Here is an 18,378-nt window from a genome sequence, read left to right on the forward strand (position 1 = left end):
CAATCTGTCGATTGACGATCAAAGAACGAAAAAAATGGTGCTCTCCTAAAGGGAGGTACCATTTTTTTGGGGTCTGATTATTTGCGTTTTAATAACAAAACGCCACTGATTGCTGAGGTTTTATGGCGGTAGACCACTTTGAATCCAATATCATTGTCCAGCAAACAGTTTAATGCATTAATCAATAATGCGCCGGGAACCAGTGTGAATGTACACGGAGCCGTGTTGCCAATCACACGCACACTCTGGATTCTGCGCGCTGAACCAGGAACGAGCGGATTTCTTGACCAATAGATTAATACCAGATCTGGTTGCGGAACAGCATTGACACGAGCCATACTAATCATCTCTTTTCTATTAGATTCTTTATAGTAAATGACAATGTGAAGTAGAAGGTGCTAGACAAAAGACGTCATGAGCAATAAATGGGGATAACACCTTCCATTTATATCTAGTACCTGTGGAATTCACATCAATTCATAGGTATAACAGATACTCATAAATGCATTTTCAATCCCATACATATATTCTGGAGGTGATTGGGATGAGCAAGGAACCTATGGATGAGAATAAAAAGATTGAGCAAAGAAATACCTTTCTACGGGATAATAATGGCAAAGAGATGTCTTCCAACGAAGGGGTTAAAATATCAGATGACAGCAACTCGCTAAAAGCGGGGGATCGCGGACCCACGCTGCTTGAAGATTTTCTGATGCGTGAGAAACTGTCTCACTTTGATCGGGAACGCATCCCGGAGAGAGTTGTGCATGCCCGCGGATATGGAGCTTACGGTGAATTTGAGTTATATGAATCACTTGAAGAATTAACGATGGCTCATTTTCTTCAGAATCCAGGTGTGAAAACACCGCTGTTTGTTCGTTTTTCCGAAGTTGCCGGTTCCAAAGGGGTTAACGAGACGAATCGGGATGTACGTGGGTTCGCCGTGAAGTTTTATACCGAGGAAGGCAATTTTGACTTGGTTGGCAACAATATACCTGTTTTTTTCATTCAGGACGGAGTTAAGTTCCCGGATTTGATTCATGCGGTAAAGCCGGAACCTAACAATGAAATTCCACAGGGCTCTACTGCTCACGACACCTTCTGGGATTTCATTGCGAATAACCAGGAGTCAGCCGCTATGGTCATGTGGATTATGTCGGATCGCACGATACCCCGGAGTTTTCGAATGATGCAGGGATTTGGAGTACATACCTTCCGGCTGGTGAACAAAGAAGGTAAATCCAGGTTCGTGAAATTCCATTGGAGGCCCGTACTTGGTATGCATTCTTTTGTGTGGGATGAAGCTCAAAAGCTGGGAGGTGCTGATCCGGACTTTCATCGCAGGGATCTGTGGGAGAACATCAATGCTGGCAATTTTGCGGAGTTTGAACTCGGAATACAAGTTTTGGAGGAAGCGGATGAATTCAAGTTTGATTTTGATATTTTGGATGCAACGAAATTATGGCCTGAAGAAGACATTCCGGTGCGAATCATTGGCAAAATGACGATTAACCGCAATGTCGAAAATGTATTTGCTGAAACGGAACAAGTTGCTTTCCATCCAGGGAACATCGTACGTGGCATTGACTTTAGCAATGATCCGTTGCTTCAAGGGAGACTATTTTCTTACACGGATACTCAATTGGCGAGGGTGGGCACGAATTATCAGGAACTGCCGATCAATCGTCCGGTATGCCCTGTACATAACAACCAGCGGGATGGGGCTTCCCGATTTACGATTGATCAGGGGAGAGTCGCTTATCATGACAATTCGCTTGCCAATAACTCACCTTATACTGTGCCGGGAACAAAAGGGGGATTTGTGACATACCCTTCCCCGGTGCAAGGTCTTAAAGAACGGAAAACGGCACCCAGCTTCCTGGATCACTTCTCACAGGCACGTCTATTCTGGAATAGCGTGACAGGCTTGGAGAGAAGCCATATCATTCAAGCACTCACGTTTGAACTTGGGAAGGTAAAGGATGTTTCCATCCGTCAGCAGGTTGTCAATATGTTGGGTCATATCAGCACAGAGTTGGCGACCATTCTGGCCGTGGAACTCGGAGTCAATGTACCTAACGTCCCAGAATCTCCAGTGACGAAGTCATCTCCTGCGCTCAGCATGGCAAATACGGTGTTTTCTCCCAAGACATTGCGTGTAGGAGTGATTGTTGGGGAAGGATTCGATGGCCCGAGCACACAATACATTTTGGAAGAGCTTAAGGGAGCAGGACTTCAACCGGTCATTGTACATGAAAGACAGGGTGTGGTGCGTGGAACAGGGAATGTGGAGCTCAAGGTGGACGACAGCTTTTTGACTGGCTCGCCCTTGGTATATGATGGTCTGTTCATTGTTGGAGGACAGCAGAAAAACGATTATGTTCAGAAATACACCCGATCCTATGCCATCGAAACGTACAATCATTTCAAACCGATCGGTACTACACCGACGGGAGCGGCAGTGATCCAGCCGGTCGGCATTATAGGCAAACCTGGCGTCATTGTGGAACAGCAGCCTGCGGCGTTTGCAGAGCAATTCATTCAAGCGATGACCCAGCAGCGCTTTTGGGATCGGACGTAGCCACGTGGGATAAACTGGACATGGGAAGTTCATGCGTCTAAACTAGATAGACCAGACACACTAAGAAGGGATGCGCCGATCCAAACCATGTTGCAGAAATTCGGGTTTACACAATATGAAAGTCAGGTATACGAGGCTATATTTGCCCAGGATGAACCGCTTGATGCCACGTCGATTGTTAATTACTCCAACGTTCCCAAAGCCAAAATCTATGAAGTACTTAATCGCCTGATCGACAAGGGAACGGTGCTGACAACGATGGATGGGAAGAAAAAACTATATATGGCTGTGGATCTTCAGTCTATTATTCATAAGATCAAGGCTGATTTTGAGAAAGATATTGAGGAATTGAAGAGTTACAAAATCAAACGTACATTTACGGATGAGCATATCTGGACGTTAAAAGATGAGTCTTCCATCGCATCGAATATCGAACAGCTTATCGAGGAAGCAGATTCATCGATTCTTTTTCTGGCCTGGAATGAGCGAATGGAGAAATATCGTGAACTGCTGGAACAGAAGGAAAAGCAGGGCGTGTACATTGAAGTGCTTGCCGTTGGGGGAATGGAGACATCCTTAAACCGGATATACTCGTTGATTCCTTTGCTTGATGCGCCAGAACCTTCACAACTGCTTATTGTAGATCATGCGTATCTGCTATTTGCCGGTGTGGAGCATGATTCATGGCGAGCTATCAAGACGATGTCCAAACCGATTGTTAAAGCGATGACTGATTATTTCTACCATGATGTTGCGCTTACTCAAATTACGAAAAAATACGGTGACCAACTGTTACAGGATGCTGAAATTGAGAAACTGCTCACCAGATTGATCTATTAAAACTATTCTCTTGGAGAATAGTTTTTTTGTTATATCTTTGTTTGAAAATAATTATGAAAATAACTATTGAAACTTCCACTCTTATGGGTTACTATCGTAGTTGTAACTTTTGAGGAGGATTCAAAAATGAATAAGAAAGTATATGTGCTTGCTATCGCAGCATTTGTGGTCGGAACCGTTGAACTGATCTTGGGCGGAATTCTGGACCTGATTGCTACGGATCTTCAACTTTCCCTGGCGAAAGCCGGGTATTTAATCTCTATTTTCTCACTTGTCTATGCGTTGTCTGCACCGATTTTATTAAATATGACGGCCAGATTCGAGCGTAAAAAAGTATATATGTGTACGCTGTTTGTATTTCTGATCAGTAATCTGATCTCTGCATTCAGTACCAGCTTTTATATGCTGATGGCGGGTAGAGCCCTCGGAGCCGCAACAGGTTCACTTATTTTTGTGCTCTCCCTGACCCTTGCAGCGCGCATTGTGGAACCACAGTATAAAGGACGCGCAGTGGGGACCATTACCATGGGAGGAAGTGCATCACTTATCCTGGGTGTACCCCTTGGTATCTTTGTAGGCAACTTGGCAGGCTGGCGTGAGGTGTTTATGTTGATCGCTATTCTCACAGCAGTGGTAATGGTAGCCATTTGGATTGCGATGGACCGAGTGCAGCCTATTCCTGCTGTATCCCTGAAAAAACAGCTTACGGCTCTGTGGAATCCAAAAATGTTGGCAATCCATGCTACGACTTTACTTGTTCTCGCGGGTCATTTGACGTTATATGCGTATTTCACACCGTTTCTGCAAGAAACGCTGGGTGCCAGCGCGACGATGGTTACCTTTATCTATATGATGTTTGGGATCGCCGCTGTCGCAGGTGGAGGCATAGGTGGCATGTTATCCGATCGTCTGCACCCTGCTAAAGCCATTGTCATTGTGCTTATTCCCTTTATCGTAAGTATGGCTGTCATTCCGTTCAGTGTTCAATTGCCTTTGATAGCCTTCTTGCTGCTATTAAGCATCTGGAGTGCACTGAGCTGGACGGTTACGCCTGTACAGAATAGTCTGATTATCAAAACTTCGCCGGAAACAGCAGAGACGTTAATCAGCACCAATTCAGGTATTGCCCATGCAGGTATTGCACTCGGTACCTATATCGGCGGCATGGTGATCGATCACTCATCGATTCTGAACACCGGATGGGTTGGTTCTGTGCTGATTCTGCTTGGTTTGGTGTCTGCCATCTACGCCATTAGCGTTAAGGAAAAAACCGTTCAGGCGGTTGCTTAGAATAAAGAAATTAGACAAAAGCTTGAACCTCTGCATTCCCATAGTCTAATGGGTGTGGAGGTTTTTTTATTGTTGTTAAGCTAGAGTACGCGTCAGTAAAATAAACCTTTTTTATATAGAGCAGAACTTGCTTTATTCATCGTAATCTATATAATTAAAAGAGTTTTAAAAAGTGTTTTTAGAGAGAGTGAGCTTTAACTTATTTATAGATAGAAGATGGGGAGTGCCAGGAAATGATGACTGAAAAAGAGAAATCTCAATTAGGGCTCTTATATAATGCCAATTATGATCAAGAGTTAATTGAAGAGCGTTTGTATGCCAAAGGACTTTGTTACGATTATAACCAGCTCCATCCAGGCAAAATCAGTGAAAGAGAAGCGTTAATTAAGAAACTGCTCGGGAAAACGACCGATCGTTTCCTGATTGAACAGCCATTTGTATGTGATTACGGCTATAATATTGAAATTGGTGAGAACTTCTATAGCAATCATAATATTGTCATGTTGGATGGAGGCAAAATTAGTTTTGGTGATAACGTTTTTGTTGCTCCCAATTGCGGATTTTATACTGCAGGCCACCCTTATGATGTTGAGCAGCGCAATGAGGGGCTGGAGATCGTTGGACCCATCACGGTGGGCAATAATGTGTGGATCGGTGGCGGAGTGACGGTTCTTGCCGGAGTGACGATTGGAGATAATACGATCATCGGAGCAGGGAGCGTAGTGACCAAGAGTATACCATCTGGTGTAATTGCTGCGGGTAATCCTTGCAGGGTCATTCGCAAGATAACGGAAGAAGACAAAACAAAGTACAGCAGAGATGTAGTGAAGAACGCATAGTGAAGAATAAATAGTGAACAAGTTGATCGTAGCTAATGAGAATACCCGATGTGTATCATCGGATGTTATTTTTTGAAAATAAAAATAAAATCCCCAGACAGAAAACATGTCAAGGTATCGTATAACCGACACTTTTTCATGTGATTTGTCTGGGGGATAGAAGGATCTATCTGTTACATTTGCTTAAAAAACCTTAACGCTGCAAACTTTTCCCGTTACTGCTGATCACTTCTTTGTACCAGTGGAAGGATTTCTTACGGTAACGTTCGAGTGTTCCTGATCCATCGTCATGACGGTCTACATAGATATAGCCGTAACGTTTTTTCAATTGGGCAGAGGACGCACTGACCACATCAATACAACCCCATGATGTATAACCCATAATTTCAACGCCATCTTTAACGGCTTCACCAACCTGAACCAGATGATCATTCAGATACTGGATTCGGTAGTCGTCTTCAACTGTTTTCTCGCCGTCAGCACCCGTGATCAATTCATCAACAGCGCCAAGGCCATTCTCTACAATAAACAGTGGTTTTTGATAACGGTCATAGAACATGTTAAGCACATAACGCAATCCTTGCGGGTCAATCTGCCATCCCCATTCACTTGCTGGTAGATAAGGGTTAGGTACACCCCCGAGCAGGTTACCTTCACCTGCGATTTGTTTCTCCGGGTCTGCTGTCTGACAGATACTCATGTAATAACTGAAAGAGATAAAGTCTACCGTATTAAGCAACATTTCCTCGTCGCCAACTTCCATCTGAATCTCAATTCCATTTTCCCGGAAGTAACGTTTCATATAACCAGGGTAGCGACCTCTTACGTGTACATCACCGAAGAAATAGTTGCTATGTTCGAATTCCATGACTTTAATCATATCGTCTGGATTTGGGGTCAGCGGGTAGGTAGGCATACTGAGCATCATACAACCAATTTGTGCTGTAGGAATAATCTCATGACAGAGTTTCACAGCGGAAGCACTAGCTACAAACTCATGATGGATCGCCTGATACAGATCTTGCTTGCTAAGCTTTTCCTTCGGCGTATAGATGCCACCGCTCATGAATGGTGCTTCGAGAATCGAATTGATTTCGTTAAAAGTAAGCCAGTATTTTACTTTGTTTTTGTAACGATTGAAAACAGAGGTTACATAACGCTCATAGAATCCAACCATTTTTCGGTTGACCCAGCCGTCATATTCCTTGGACAGGTGAAGAGGTGTCTCATAGTGGGATAGCGTAACCAGTGGTTCGATCCCGTATTTGTGACACTCGTCAAACAGATCATCGTAGAATTGCAGACCTTCTTCATTTGGTTCCAGTTCGTCCCCTTTTGGGAAAATACGAGACCAGGCGATGGAAGTACGGAATACTTTGAAGCCCATTTCTGCAAACAGTTTCACATCTTCCTTGTAGCGATGATACAGATCGATACCGATCAGTTTCATGTTATCTTCAGTTGGTTCTTCCGTGATTGGCCCCATGATGCCTTTGGGAGCTACATCCTGTGTAGATAATCCTTTGCCACCTTGATTGTATGCACCTTCAGCCTGGTTGGCTGCAATTGCGCCACCCCACAGGAAATTTTCAGGGAATTGATAGGTTTGATTACTCATGTGTATCGCTCCATTCATCAAATTGATTTTAAGATGATTCATATATGACATAAAAAAAGCTTAAACGTTGTAACGGGTTACACGTCAAGTTTTACTTTTGACCCAGATTTGATGCATACTATTATTCTATAGTTCGTTAGCAAGAAGGGAGTCTCCGATGTCCAAGTTTGATGAAATTATGAAGCGGTCCGGTTACTCAAAAGCGACAGTGTCACGCGTGATTAATCATTCTCCGCATGTTAGTGATGAAACAAGACAGATCATAACGGATATTATGAAACAGTTGAATTATATTCCCAACCGGAATGCGGTATCGTTATCTACGGGGCAAACAAAGCAGATTGGAATTGTGACCTCTACCACAGGTGAGATCATTCTTACCTTCATGAATCAATTCATTGATACAGCGATGGATTTTGGATTTCAGACGATTATCTATACATCCCGTGGAGATCCGGAGATTGAATTGCAGGCGTTCGAAGATCTGCGCAGTAAACGAGTCGATGGGCTAGTTATTATTGCTTGTGTCAATGATCCTCGGAAATTAAAGGCTTATATGGAGTACGGTCCGATTGTCTCCTGGCAGCGAATGGGGAATGACGAGATTCCGTCTGTTGCGATGGATCAGGCAGAAGGGTATAAGTTAGCTCTGGAGCATCTGGTTTCGAGAGGATACACCCGGATTGCGAATGCATTTGGCAGGGCTGAAAGTTTGAATACCCAGAGCCGCCGTAAAGCCTATGAATCTTTCATGAAAAGTAGAGGTATGCCTGTATGGACTGAAGCGTATCAATATTCCGTATTCAGCTCCTCCGATGGCGAAGAAGCGATGCGAAGAATGGCAGAGGGACCAGAACTTCCACAAGCTGTACTATGTTCGAATGATTATGCAGCTATCGGCATTTTGAGTGAAGCACGCAGACGAAATATTCAGGTACCGGAACAACTCGCCATTGTGGGGTTTGATGATATCGAGCTTTCCCGTGTCCTCGGGATCACGACCATACACAATCCGATTGCGGAGCAAGCCACCCAGGCTTTCCATCAATTGTGGGCCGTATTGGGTAAAACAGAGTTGAAGACAGAGCGGCTGACATACCAGCTGATTGAGCGTGAGACGACTTGAATCCGTAAGATCTGATGTGGGAATCTGGTTTGGTTTTATGGATTCAATAATTATTCAAATTTGAAGCATCTTCGAATCGGAGTCATACGTTATACTGAGTATGAGCTTCAGAACGACATATCTGTACGGAGATGTGGCGTGAGGTGTTTGTATCATGTTACAAGTTACATATTTCACAAACGATTAGCGGGAAAGGTGAGAATGGACTTTATGAAAACAGTGACAGGCCGATTCAGAATTGCGGGCATATGGGAGGGCGTATCCTTACTTCTATTGATTTTTATTGCTATGCCTCTGAAATATTTTGCAGATATCTCTTCCGCTGTAGCCGTAATGGGCATGATTCATGGTATTTTGTTTCCTTTGTACCTTATTGCGCTAGTGCATTTGGCTCTGGTCAAAAAGTGGAAGATAACGCGTTGGCTGATGGGTGGACTGGCAGGTCTATTGCCGTTTGGAACTTTTGTATTTGAATCTTATCTTCGGAAGAGAGATTGGAAATAAAAATCAATAAGAATAAATGAAAGCAGGCGACTAATTCAGATGTTATCCGAATGGTCGCCTGCTACTTTCTGGACAATTACTACTTAACTGTACCTTGTTGACGATCGGACAATAAGCTGACTCCAATATCACCAGAGGCATTCGACACAGGTGCGTACGCCGAGAAGGAAGTTACAACAACCAGGGCAGTGAACAGAAAAATAAATGATTTTTTCATACAATAACCTCTTTTCACATGGGATTATATTCCATATCATTCTAACGCAAACAGGCTATGTTTGAAAAGAGAATATTTGGATGAACGAGACATAAATGACTGAAAGGGTTGAGCTTCTGTGAAGGACATTCATGAGTTAACATCCATAGAAATGGTTGAAGAGGCTATTCAACAACATGAATTGGTTTTTTTGTATGTATCTCGTCCAGAGTGCAGCGTGTGTCACGCTTTACTCCCCAAGATCAGGGCGTTGCTTGAACCTTACCCATCAATATATCTGGCTCACATAAATGCTAACGAAGTGGAAGAGGTTGCTTCCAAGTTTCTTATTTTTACTGTTCCGACCATGATCATGCTTGTGGAGCAGAAGGAGTACATTCGAGCGGATCGTTTTGTTCGCTTGGAACGTCTGGAAGAGCAGCTGCAACAGATTTACTCCATGTATATCCAGGATGAGGAATAGAAAGCTAAAGCTTCTTGAACGGCGGCTCATACATGAGCCGTTTTTTTGCGCCAGCAGTGGCATATAGCTATGAATAAAGTGCATGATGCCTGAACTCTCAAATTAAAGTGTTGCCATGAAAACGGTTTTATGATAATTTAAACATTATAAAAACGTTTTTATAGTAAAGGAACAAAACTTATGGCAAAGATAACGATTAAAGATGTTGCAAGGGAAGCGGGTGTATCCATATCTACAGTCTCCAACGCCTTGAATGGTGTAGATGTCTTGAACCCGGAAACAAAATCACATGTTCTCAAGGTGGCAGAACGTTTAAATTATGTGCCCAATCTGAATGGCAAGCTGTTGAAGTCCGGTCAAACCAAAATGCTCGGTTTTTTCACTACAAGTGTATCGGGTCCGTATTTCTATAAGCTGGTTGAGTCAATGTCTCGTGAATGTGATCGTCTTGGGTATGGTTTGAATGTATTTGTGACCAAGGATAAACACGTTATTATGAGTAATATTCTGGGGCGGCGAGTGGATGGTGTCATTATCTACGAAGAGCTTCGGATCGATGAGCAAGATATTATCGCCATGGAGAAAGACAAGATCAAGGCGGTTTTTCTGGATCGGGTCTATCAGAGCGATACGATGGGAAGTGTCATTTTTGACTCGTACGTGGCGGCTTACGAAGCAACCAAGTATTTAATTGGGCTGGGGCACAAGAAAATTGCTTATATTTCGGGTGTGGACACGATGTTTGACAGTGTACAGCGTAGGGATGGCTATCTGGCTGCTTTGCGGGAGTACCAGCTTCCAATCGATGAAGATTACATTATACAAGGATATTTTGAGGAGGAGAGCACGTATAGTGCGATAAAATCTTTTCTTCATTTGCACCCCGGCAAGCGGCCTGATGCATTTCTTGCAGGGAATGACTTGAGTGCAATTGGCTGTATGCATGCGTTGAAGTCTGAGGGCTTTGAAGTACCTCAAGATGTTAGTGTCGTGGGTTTCGATGATATTGATATCGCACAGTATTTTTCTCCACCGCTCACAACGGTAAGAAATCAAATTGCAAGACAGGGTATCCTGGCAATCAATCAACTGGTGGGTATGATCAAGGAGAAAGAACAAGGGGCTGCGCAAAAATTGGCGGGTGAACTTGTGGTTAGAGGTTCAAGTCATGTGAAGATCGACCGGAAAGAATATCGTACAAATATGTTCGACTGAAAAGATTTACACTGCCACTCCGATGACAGAACAACCTTCCGATCGCTGTTATCCCCAGATTTTTTTGAATTCCTTATACCAAGGAGAAAATCCAGGGATAAGGGCGAACACTTCGCTTCTTCTGGTTGTTTCTGTCCTCTTCGTTCTTGTGTAAAAATTATAGTTAAACCTATATAGATGTGAGCAAGGGGGTTTTTATGGCGAAAAATAAAAACGTTTTTATAATCAATACAAAATGGAGGGGAGTAAAAAAACGTGGATAAATTAGCCGTAGAGACATCAACCGCTAAAAATATGATCAATCCCAATGGCAAGAAGCCTATCGGACAACGGATCAAAGAGTTCATAGTTGATTATCGGAGACAGTGGGAGATTCAATCGATGATTATCCCTGGCATTATTTTTATGATTATTTTCTGTTATATCCCGATTTACGGTTTGACCATTGCCTTCAAAAATTACACGGTCATTGATACGCTGGCTACCGCTCCTTGGGTAGGGCTGGATAATTTCAGAATCATTTTATCAGACAAATACTTCTGGGATGCGGTCGTGAATACGCTGGGGATCAGTTTTTTGAAACTGGGTATCGGGTTTGTCATTCCGATCATTCTCGCCATCATGATCTATGAGTTAAACAGCGGACGCTTCAAGAAGTTTGTGCAAACGGTTTCATATTTACCCCATTTTTTGTCCTGGATCGTACTTGGGGGAATGCTGATTACCTGGTTTTCGACAACGGGCTTATTTAATCAGTTGTTACTTAGCCTGGGAGTGATATCGCAACCGCAGAACATTTTGCTGGATGCAGGCAAGTATTGGTGGATTGCTACCTTATCGGACATTTGGAAAGAAGCAGGCTGGGGAACGATTCTGTATCTGGCGATCATGGCAAAGATTGATCCAACGTATTATGAAGCTGCCAAGATCGATGGTGCAAGCCGTCTCAGACAGATCTGGAATATCACATTACCTAATATGAGATCAATCATCAGCTTAAATCTGATTTTAACTGTAAGCGGTTTATTAGGGTCGAATCTGGATCAGACACTGGTTCTCATGAACTCCCAAAACCGCGACAAAGCGGAAGTCATCAATTCATACGTCTATCGTATGGGGATGTCTCAGGGTGACTTTTCATATGCAACGGCCGTTGGCTTGGGTGTCTCAATCATCTCTGTTATTCTACTCGTCACGGCAAACAAAATCACAAGCAAATTAAACGATAATCAATCTGTGTTGTAGAAGGAGGCATCCCGCGTGAATGGAAAGGTGGCAAAAGAAGATCTCGATAGTCGGATCTTTGATACCTTAAACATGATTTTGTTAATCATCTGTACGATCGTTATTCTGGTTCCGCTCTGGAATGTCATCATCTCTTCCTTTAGCTCCGGCAAAGCGTTGGCGGAAGGTGGATTCATCTTCTGGTCACCGGAATTCTCGCTGGAGAATTACAGAGCGGTATTCAATGATCAGGGCATCTGGCAGGCCTTCTTCATATCGGTGTCCAAAACAACGATCGGTGTTGTAACACATGTGTTCTTCTGTGCCATGGTTGGTTACGGTCTGAGCAAAAAGTACATAAGAGGCCGTAAATTATACGTTGCCATGGGTGTTATTACAATGTTCTTCTCGGGCGGCATGATCCCGACGTATCTGTTAATCAAATCACTTGGCTTGCTTAACAGCTTCTGGGTGTACATTATCCCAGCGTTATTCAGCTTCTATGATGTCGTAATTCTGATGAATTTCTTCCGAAATGTCCCGGATTCGCTGGAAGAATCGGCCAAGATTGACGGCGCAGGGGATTGGCATATTTTCCTGAAAATCTTCATTCCACTCTCCATGCCTGCCATGGCCACAATTGCGCTATTTAATGGGGTAGGGCAATGGAACGACTTCATGACAACCAAGTTATACATTACCGATCAGTCGCTGTATCCACTTCAGATGATGCTGTATGAGATTATCGTTCAGTCCCAGACCCAATCCATGCAAAATGTCGGGGGTTCGGCTGTCATTGAAACAACGACCAAAGGCGTGCAGTTGGCCACCATTGTCATTACTACGCTACCAATCGTGCTGATCTATCCCATCGTTCAGAGATATTTTATCTCGGGAATGATGCTGGGTGCGGTCAAAGAATAGGAGAACTAAATACCCCATTTTGAGGAGGAACAAAAACATGTTGAAGTTGAACAAGGCATCAGGCAAAAAAGGGATTAAATTGCTCGCAACACTGCTCACAGCCGTAGTTATGATTACAGGTTGCAGCGGTGGGTCTGGGGGCTCCAGTGAAGGAAACTGGGTATCCATTGAAGATCGTTATACGGCTGACCCGGAAAAGCCGGCTTGGCAGTTGGATAAAAAGGAAGAGGCTACAGACCTGACGTGGTACGTCAATGCTGACTGGTGGAACACTGATTTTGGCAAGGATATTGTTACCAAGAAAATCAAAGAGGATCTGAACATCAATATTAAATTCATCACGGGTGATGATACCAAGTTAAACACTTTTTTCGCTGGTGGAGATATGCCTGACTTGCTGACTGTATTTGACTCCAATTCTCCTGTGGTACAAAAAGCTGCAACCTGGGCTATGCCGCTGAACGATCTGGCGGAAAAATATGATCCTTACTTTAATAAAGTTGCGGCGGCCGATACATTGAACTGGTTCCAATTGGCGGATGGCAAAACCTATGGTTACCCGAACTATTCTAATACACAGGAGGATTATGATAGCGGTAACATTCCTGCCAAAACGGCATTTATCATTCGTAAGGATGTGTACGAAGCTTTGGGTAGTCCGGTCATTGGAACGCCAGAAGAATTCCAGAGTGTGATGAAACGAATTAAGCAAGAGTTCCCTGCGCTGATTCCGTTTGGATTCAACTCCATTGGTGAAGGAACAGGTTCACTCGGGGATACATTGCAGGATTTCATCGGCGTTCCGCTGGAGACTGAATCGGGAGAATTCTATGATCGTAATCTGGATGAAGATTACCTCACGTGGTTGAAGACATTGAACACCGTGTACAGAGATGGCAATATCAGTGATGACAGTTTTGCCGATGATGGTACGGCTTTTGAGGAAAAAGTAAAGTCCGGTAAATATGCGACCATGCTGCTTGACGGTACACCTCAACAAGGAGGAAACCTGCAAATCTACATGAGTGCCAATCCAGGTAAAGAATATGTTGCTATCGATGGACCGCAGAGCACCAAAGGCAATGCACCAACATTGAATCAATCCGGGATAACCGGGTGGATGATCAATTTCATTTCCAAGGATTGTAAGGATCCAGCCAAGGCCATTCAGATTTTCACATACTTGCTGAGTGAAGAAGGCCAGACACTCATGAATTACGGGATCGAAGGGGAGACCTTCCAAACCAAAGCCGACGGTAGTGTAGAATTACTGCCAGCAGTGAAAGACATGCAACTGAATAACGCAGATCAATTCAAAAAGGATTATCGGATGGGTGAGTTTATGTTCTTCGGTCATGACCGCCACAAAGCACTCAGTGCAGATGCTTTTCCGGAAGCGATTAAACAGATGCAGGAGTGGGGCAAAGGCAAGCTGAAACCACACTTTATTCTGGAGAATATTAGCCCGGATCAAGGTACACCTGAAGCTCGTGCCTTGTCGGCGATTAACACCAAATGGAATACAACACTGGTCAGTATGGTACGGTCCAAGGATGATGCCTCGTATGACAATGCACTGGCGGCTTACAAGTCATTTTTAGGTGAGAACCGTTGGGAAGAGATTGTGAAGGTACGCAGTGAAAAGATGAAACTGAACAAAGAGAAACTAGGCATTCAATAACAGAAATATAAAGGAGAATCCTATGACTACATTCAAAATGTTCAAATCAACAGGAGAAGATGAATTATTTGTATCTGTGTCCTCGGATCAATTGCAACCTCTTGCCCCTGATCTGGAGACAACGACCATTCTTCTGGATGATCAGTTAACGTATCAGAAGATGGACGGATTTGGTGCTTCTTTTACCGATTCTTCCGCCTATCTGATTAATCAAATCTTGAGTGAGGAGCAGCGGGAAGAGGTTATGACCCGGCTGTTCCATCCAGAGAAAGGTATTGGGCTCTCGGTCATCCGAAATCCGATGGGAGCTTCGGACTATGCGAGAACGATATACAGTTATAACGATATGCCAGAAAAGCAGACGGACCCGGAATTAACCCAATTCAGCATTACACATGATGAGGAGGACGTTATTCCGTTAACGCAAAAGGCGTTGGCATTGAATCCTGAACTGAAGCTATTTGCTTCACCATGGAGTGCGCCGGGATGGATGAAAACGAGCGGCTCAATGATTACCGGTCAATTGAAGGCTGAATGGTATCCCGTTTATGCCGAATATTTCGTGAAATATATTCAAGCGTATACAGAGCATGGATTATCGATCCATGCCATCACACCACAGAATGAGGCGCTCTATGAACCGGGACATTATCCTGGTATGTTGATGCCAGCCGAAGCACAAGCAGACTTTATCAAAAACCATCTCAAACCAGCCTTTGTTAAAAATGATATTCAAACCAAGATTCTCTGTTACGATCACAACTGGGATCAACCGGACTATCCACTGACTGTGCTGGAACAAGCGGGAGAGGAAGTTGACGGAGTGGCCTGGCACTGGTACGGGGGCGATGCATCTGCTCAAACGAAGGTATATGAAGCTTTTGCAGGCAAAGAAGTGCACTTCACCGAAGGTTCAGGTGGAGAGTGGATCCCGCCATTTGAACAGGCCTTCTCGAATGTGATACGAACGGGAATTCAGATTCTTCGTAATTACAGCAGGTCATTTGTACTCTGGAATATGGCACTTGATGAGAACAACGGGCCAACCGTTCCTGGATTTGGCCGCAGTACGTGTCGTGGTATCGTCCAGGTGAATCAGCAAACAAAAGAACTTACGTATACACTTGATTATTATGCCCTGGCACATTTTAGTGCTATGATCCGTCCCAAGGCTGTTCGGATTGAATCAACATCCAGTAATGATGGAATTTGTTCTGTGGCTTTTAAGAATGTCGATGGTTCAGTAGCATTAGTCCTCTTCAATGATGGGGAGCAGACGGCGAATGTGCAGACTAAGCTGCGAAATGAAGAGTTGTTATGTTTTCAAATGGAAAGCAAAAGTGCCACATCCATTTTAATTCATCCCAATAAGTAAACATACCGGAGCATCAGGGCTTACGTCTTACGTTGTTAGTACCGTTTTTTGTTTGCGGTACTCCGTGGGAGTAAGCCCTGTATGCTTTTTGAACTGTCTGGAGAAATAGTACAAATCACTAAATCCCAGATGCTCTGCAATGGCAGTTATTGTGTTCGGGGTGCAGGCCAGCAACTCCTTGGCTTTATCGATTTTTTTGCCAGTAATATAGAGGATCGGAGGAACACCGATCTGCTGCTTGAAGAATCGAATGAAATAATTCGGATGCATGTAGGCGATCTGGGCCAGATCCTGAACCGAAATATTCTCTTCGATGTTGGAATCAATATAAGCCAGAATGGTGGACAGTTTCTCCATGACAGGCACGTTAATAAAAGAGATCTGATCCAGATCCAGATTCATTAGATAGTGGGATAGTAACTCGGTCAGTTTGCTCTTAGCCATCATATGGCCATAGACTTCATCGGATTTTGCATATGTAAGGATACTGCTGAAGATTGCTTGAATCAACTCAGGTTGATCTATCGTACAGATGTGTGGGAATTTCAGAATTTGGAACAAATTAATTCCCCCAACCTTCGCGCTAAAGTGACACCAATATTTGAGAAAAGGTCGGTCATTAATGGCAGAGTAGGACTGTTTGATCCCCTCTGGCATTAAAATAAGCTGATTAGGCGCAGGGTAATACTCCTTATCCCCAATCTTGAGCCAACCTTCACCTTCGCATATGAAATAAAACTTGCTGTAATCGGGTGTGTAATCCAGATCCCGCCAATCCGTATCGCACCGATTGTAATTGACCATGAATAATTCGACTTGGAGATTAGACAGGTAGTTCGTAAGCAAAGTTTGGTGATTCATACTTTTCATCTCCATACAAGGTTATTATTGTCCATCTAAAAGTTAGTGTTCTCCATGTCTATCCCTCGGCCGTAGCACTAAAATACAACTACAGACGATAACAGAAGGGATGAGAACATCTCATGGACAAAAACGAATATTTGCAACAGATTGAAGCAACGATTGCGAACGGTAAATTCAAGGACAACTGGACTTCGCTTAGCGCATTTCAAGTTCCCGAATGGTACCCAAAAGCGAAATTCGGCATATTCATCCACTGGGGGCTATATTCTGTACCGGCCTTTGATAGCGAATGGTATTCGCGAAATATGTACATACAAGGCAACAAAGCTTATGAACATCACCTTGCGGTGTATGGACCCCATAAGGACTTTGGATATAAAGACTTCATTCCGATGTTTCGTGCAGAGAAGTTCGATGCAGACGAATGGGCAACGTTATTCAAAAAGGCCGGAGCCAAATATGTTATGCCTGTGGCTGAGCATCATGATGGGTTTCAGATGTATAAAAGCTCTATCTCTCACTATAACACATATGAAATGGGCCCCAAACGGGATCTTCTGGGTGAGATGAAGACTGCGTACGAGAAGCAGGGGCTGACCTTATGTGTGTCGTCTCACCGCGCAGAGCACTGGTTCTTCATGTCTCACGGGAAGGAGTTTGATTCAGATATTAAGGAACCTCTAGAGCGTGGGGATTTCTATTGGCCTGCCATGCCTGAGCCGAATCATCATGATCTGTATGGTTCGCCTCCAACCGAGGAGTATCTGGAAGACTGGTTGATTCGATGCTGTGAGCTGGTGGATCAATATCAGCCAAAGGTCTTCTATTTCGATTGGTGGATTCAAACGGTTGCGTTCAAACCCTATCTCAAGAAATTTGCTGCCTATTATTATAACAAAGGTGAAGAATGGGGCGTGCCTGTAGCTATCAATTATAAACATGAGGCCTATATGTTTGGAAGTGCCGTTCCGGATGTGGAGCGGGGACAGTTCGCTGAGCTCAAGCCCTATTTTTGGCAAACAGATACGGCTGTCGCTAAAAACTCATGGTGTTACACGGAAAATAATAACTATAAAACGGCTGAGGAGATCATTCGGGATCTCGTCGATATTGTAAGCAAAAACGGAAACTTACTGCTGAATATTGGACCCAAAGCAGACGGCAGTATACCGGATGAAGATCGCGACATTTTGCTGAGCATTGGCAAGTGGCTGGAAGTGAATGGGGAAGCGATCTATGACACGTCATTCTGGCGTACGTTTGGCGAGGGTCCGACAGAGGTGAAAGAAGGGCAATTCACGGATGGGGACACGAAGATATTTACAAGTGAAGATATACGGTTTACGTTAAAAGAAAGTAGTCTGTACGCCACGGTTCTTGCCTATCCGGATAACGGGGTAATTCACATTAAATCGCTGAAGGAAGATTCTCATCATTTTCAAGGCGTTATTCAAGGCATTCAGGTACTTGGTTACGAGGAACAACCGAAATGGGAGAGAACAGCGGACGCACTGACGATCACAACGACAACTGTGAAGAGTAATGCCCCGATTGTTTTCAAAATTGAATTGGACTAAGCAACAAAGATAAATTTAAATACTGTTAATATAAAAAAAG

At 43.7% G+C, this 18,378-nt stretch carries 17 protein-coding genes; 13 read left to right on the top strand and 4 right to left on the bottom strand.

The window, feature by feature from the left end:
* Nucleotides 1-77: 77 nt before the first annotated feature.
* A complete protein-coding gene (locus tag QVE09_RS00690) occupies nucleotides 78-338 on the bottom strand; it encodes a hypothetical protein (protein ID WP_315935216.1) in 261 nt (86 codons plus the stop codon).
* Between the two features lie 206 nt (nucleotides 339-544).
* On the opposite strand from QVE09_RS00690, the gene QVE09_RS00695 reads away from it, so the two are divergent.
* The 4 genes from QVE09_RS00695 to QVE09_RS00710 all read left to right on the top strand — a co-directional run bounded on the left by QVE09_RS00695 (nucleotide 545) and on the right by QVE09_RS00710 (nucleotide 5,550).
* Nucleotides 545-2,581 carry a catalase gene (locus QVE09_RS00695; RefSeq protein ID WP_483874291.1) on the top strand — a complete coding sequence of 679 codons (2,037 nt, stop codon included), beginning with the start codon at nucleotides 545-547 and terminating at the stop codon, nucleotides 2,579-2,581.
* 87 nt (nucleotides 2,582-2,668) lie between these two features.
* Nucleotides 2,669-3,421 carry a TrmB family transcriptional regulator gene (locus tag QVE09_RS00700; RefSeq protein ID WP_315935217.1) on the top strand — a complete coding sequence of 251 codons (753 nt, stop codon included), beginning with the start codon at nucleotides 2,669-2,671 and terminating at the stop codon, nucleotides 3,419-3,421.
* A 126-nt stretch (nucleotides 3,422-3,547) separates the two neighbouring features.
* Complete coding sequence (locus QVE09_RS00705) at nucleotides 3,548-4,711, top strand: MFS transporter (RefSeq protein WP_315935218.1); 1,164 nt, start codon at nucleotides 3,548-3,550, stop codon at nucleotides 4,709-4,711.
* A gap of 236 nt (nucleotides 4,712-4,947) precedes the next feature.
* Complete coding sequence (locus tag QVE09_RS00710; RefSeq protein WP_315936066.1) at nucleotides 4,948-5,550, top strand: sugar O-acetyltransferase; 603 nt, start codon at nucleotides 4,948-4,950, stop codon at nucleotides 5,548-5,550.
* A 193-nt stretch (nucleotides 5,551-5,743) separates the two neighbouring features.
* Here QVE09_RS00710 and QVE09_RS00715 read toward each other — a convergent pair whose 3' ends face one another.
* Nucleotides 5,744-7,168, bottom strand: a complete 1,425-nt coding sequence (locus tag QVE09_RS00715; protein ID WP_315935219.1) for a glycoside hydrolase family 1 protein — start codon at nucleotides 7,166-7,168, stop codon at nucleotides 5,744-5,746.
* A 157-nt stretch (nucleotides 7,169-7,325) separates the two neighbouring features.
* On the opposite strand from QVE09_RS00715, the gene QVE09_RS00720 reads away from it, so the two are divergent.
* Nucleotides 7,326-8,294 carry a LacI family DNA-binding transcriptional regulator gene (locus QVE09_RS00720; protein WP_315935220.1) on the top strand — a complete coding sequence of 323 codons (969 nt, stop codon included), beginning with the start codon at nucleotides 7,326-7,328 and terminating at the stop codon, nucleotides 8,292-8,294.
* Between the two features lie 201 nt (nucleotides 8,295-8,495).
* The gene (locus QVE09_RS00725) at nucleotides 8,496-8,798 is read left to right on the top strand and encodes a DUF3817 domain-containing protein (protein ID WP_306068467.1); all 303 of its coding nucleotides are present in this window, start codon (nucleotides 8,496-8,498) and stop codon (nucleotides 8,796-8,798) included.
* 79 nt (nucleotides 8,799-8,877) lie between these two features.
* On the opposite strand, the gene QVE09_RS00730 is transcribed toward QVE09_RS00725, so the two are convergent.
* A complete protein-coding gene (locus QVE09_RS00730) occupies nucleotides 8,878-9,015 on the bottom strand; it encodes a hypothetical protein (RefSeq protein ID WP_315935221.1) in 138 nt (45 codons plus the stop codon).
* Between the two features lie 118 nt (nucleotides 9,016-9,133).
* Between QVE09_RS00730 and QVE09_RS00735 the strand changes: the two genes are divergently transcribed.
* The 6 genes from QVE09_RS00735 (at nucleotide 9,134) to QVE09_RS00760 (ending at nucleotide 15,897) form a co-directional block, all read left to right on the top strand.
* Nucleotides 9,134-9,478: a thioredoxin family protein gene (locus tag QVE09_RS00735; RefSeq protein WP_315935222.1), complete on the top strand. Its 345-nt coding sequence runs from the start codon at nucleotides 9,134-9,136 to the stop codon at nucleotides 9,476-9,478.
* 180 nt (nucleotides 9,479-9,658) lie between these two features.
* On the top strand, nucleotides 9,659-10,693 hold the full coding sequence (locus QVE09_RS00740) for a LacI family DNA-binding transcriptional regulator (RefSeq protein ID WP_315935223.1): 1,035 nt from the start codon (nucleotides 9,659-9,661) through the stop codon (nucleotides 10,691-10,693).
* A 294-nt stretch (nucleotides 10,694-10,987) separates the two neighbouring features.
* On the top strand, nucleotides 10,988-11,938 hold the full coding sequence (locus tag QVE09_RS00745) for an ABC transporter permease (RefSeq protein WP_315936067.1): 951 nt from the start codon (nucleotides 10,988-10,990) through the stop codon (nucleotides 11,936-11,938).
* A gap of 15 nt (nucleotides 11,939-11,953) precedes the next feature.
* On the top strand, nucleotides 11,954-12,841 hold the full coding sequence (locus tag QVE09_RS00750) for a carbohydrate ABC transporter permease (RefSeq protein ID WP_017688674.1): 888 nt from the start codon (nucleotides 11,954-11,956) through the stop codon (nucleotides 12,839-12,841).
* Between the two features lie 37 nt (nucleotides 12,842-12,878).
* Nucleotides 12,879-14,522 (top strand): type 2 periplasmic-binding domain-containing protein, encoded by a 1,644-nt coding sequence (locus QVE09_RS00755; protein WP_315935224.1) that lies wholly within the window; start codon nucleotides 12,879-12,881, stop codon nucleotides 14,520-14,522.
* 22 nt (nucleotides 14,523-14,544) lie between these two features.
* The gene (locus QVE09_RS00760) at nucleotides 14,545-15,897 is read left to right on the top strand and encodes a glycoside hydrolase family 30 protein (RefSeq protein ID WP_315935225.1); all 1,353 of its coding nucleotides are present in this window, start codon (nucleotides 14,545-14,547) and stop codon (nucleotides 15,895-15,897) included.
* 27 nt (nucleotides 15,898-15,924) lie between these two features.
* On the opposite strand, the gene QVE09_RS00765 is transcribed toward QVE09_RS00760, so the two are convergent.
* Nucleotides 15,925-16,758 carry an AraC family transcriptional regulator gene (locus QVE09_RS00765; protein ID WP_315935226.1) on the bottom strand — a complete coding sequence of 278 codons (834 nt, stop codon included), beginning with the start codon at nucleotides 16,756-16,758 and terminating at the stop codon, nucleotides 15,925-15,927.
* 122 nt (nucleotides 16,759-16,880) lie between these two features.
* Here QVE09_RS00765 and QVE09_RS00770 point away from each other — a divergent pair, with 122 nt between their 5' ends.
* Entirely contained in the window at nucleotides 16,881-18,338 is a 1,458-nt protein-coding gene (locus QVE09_RS00770) for an alpha-L-fucosidase (RefSeq protein WP_315935227.1), read from the top strand.
* The last annotated feature ends 40 nt before the right edge of the window (nucleotides 18,339-18,378 follow it).

It is taken from the genome of Paenibacillus sp. ClWae2A (assembly GCF_032452295.1).
Classification (GTDB): Bacteria; Bacillota; Bacilli; order Paenibacillales; family Paenibacillaceae; genus Paenibacillus.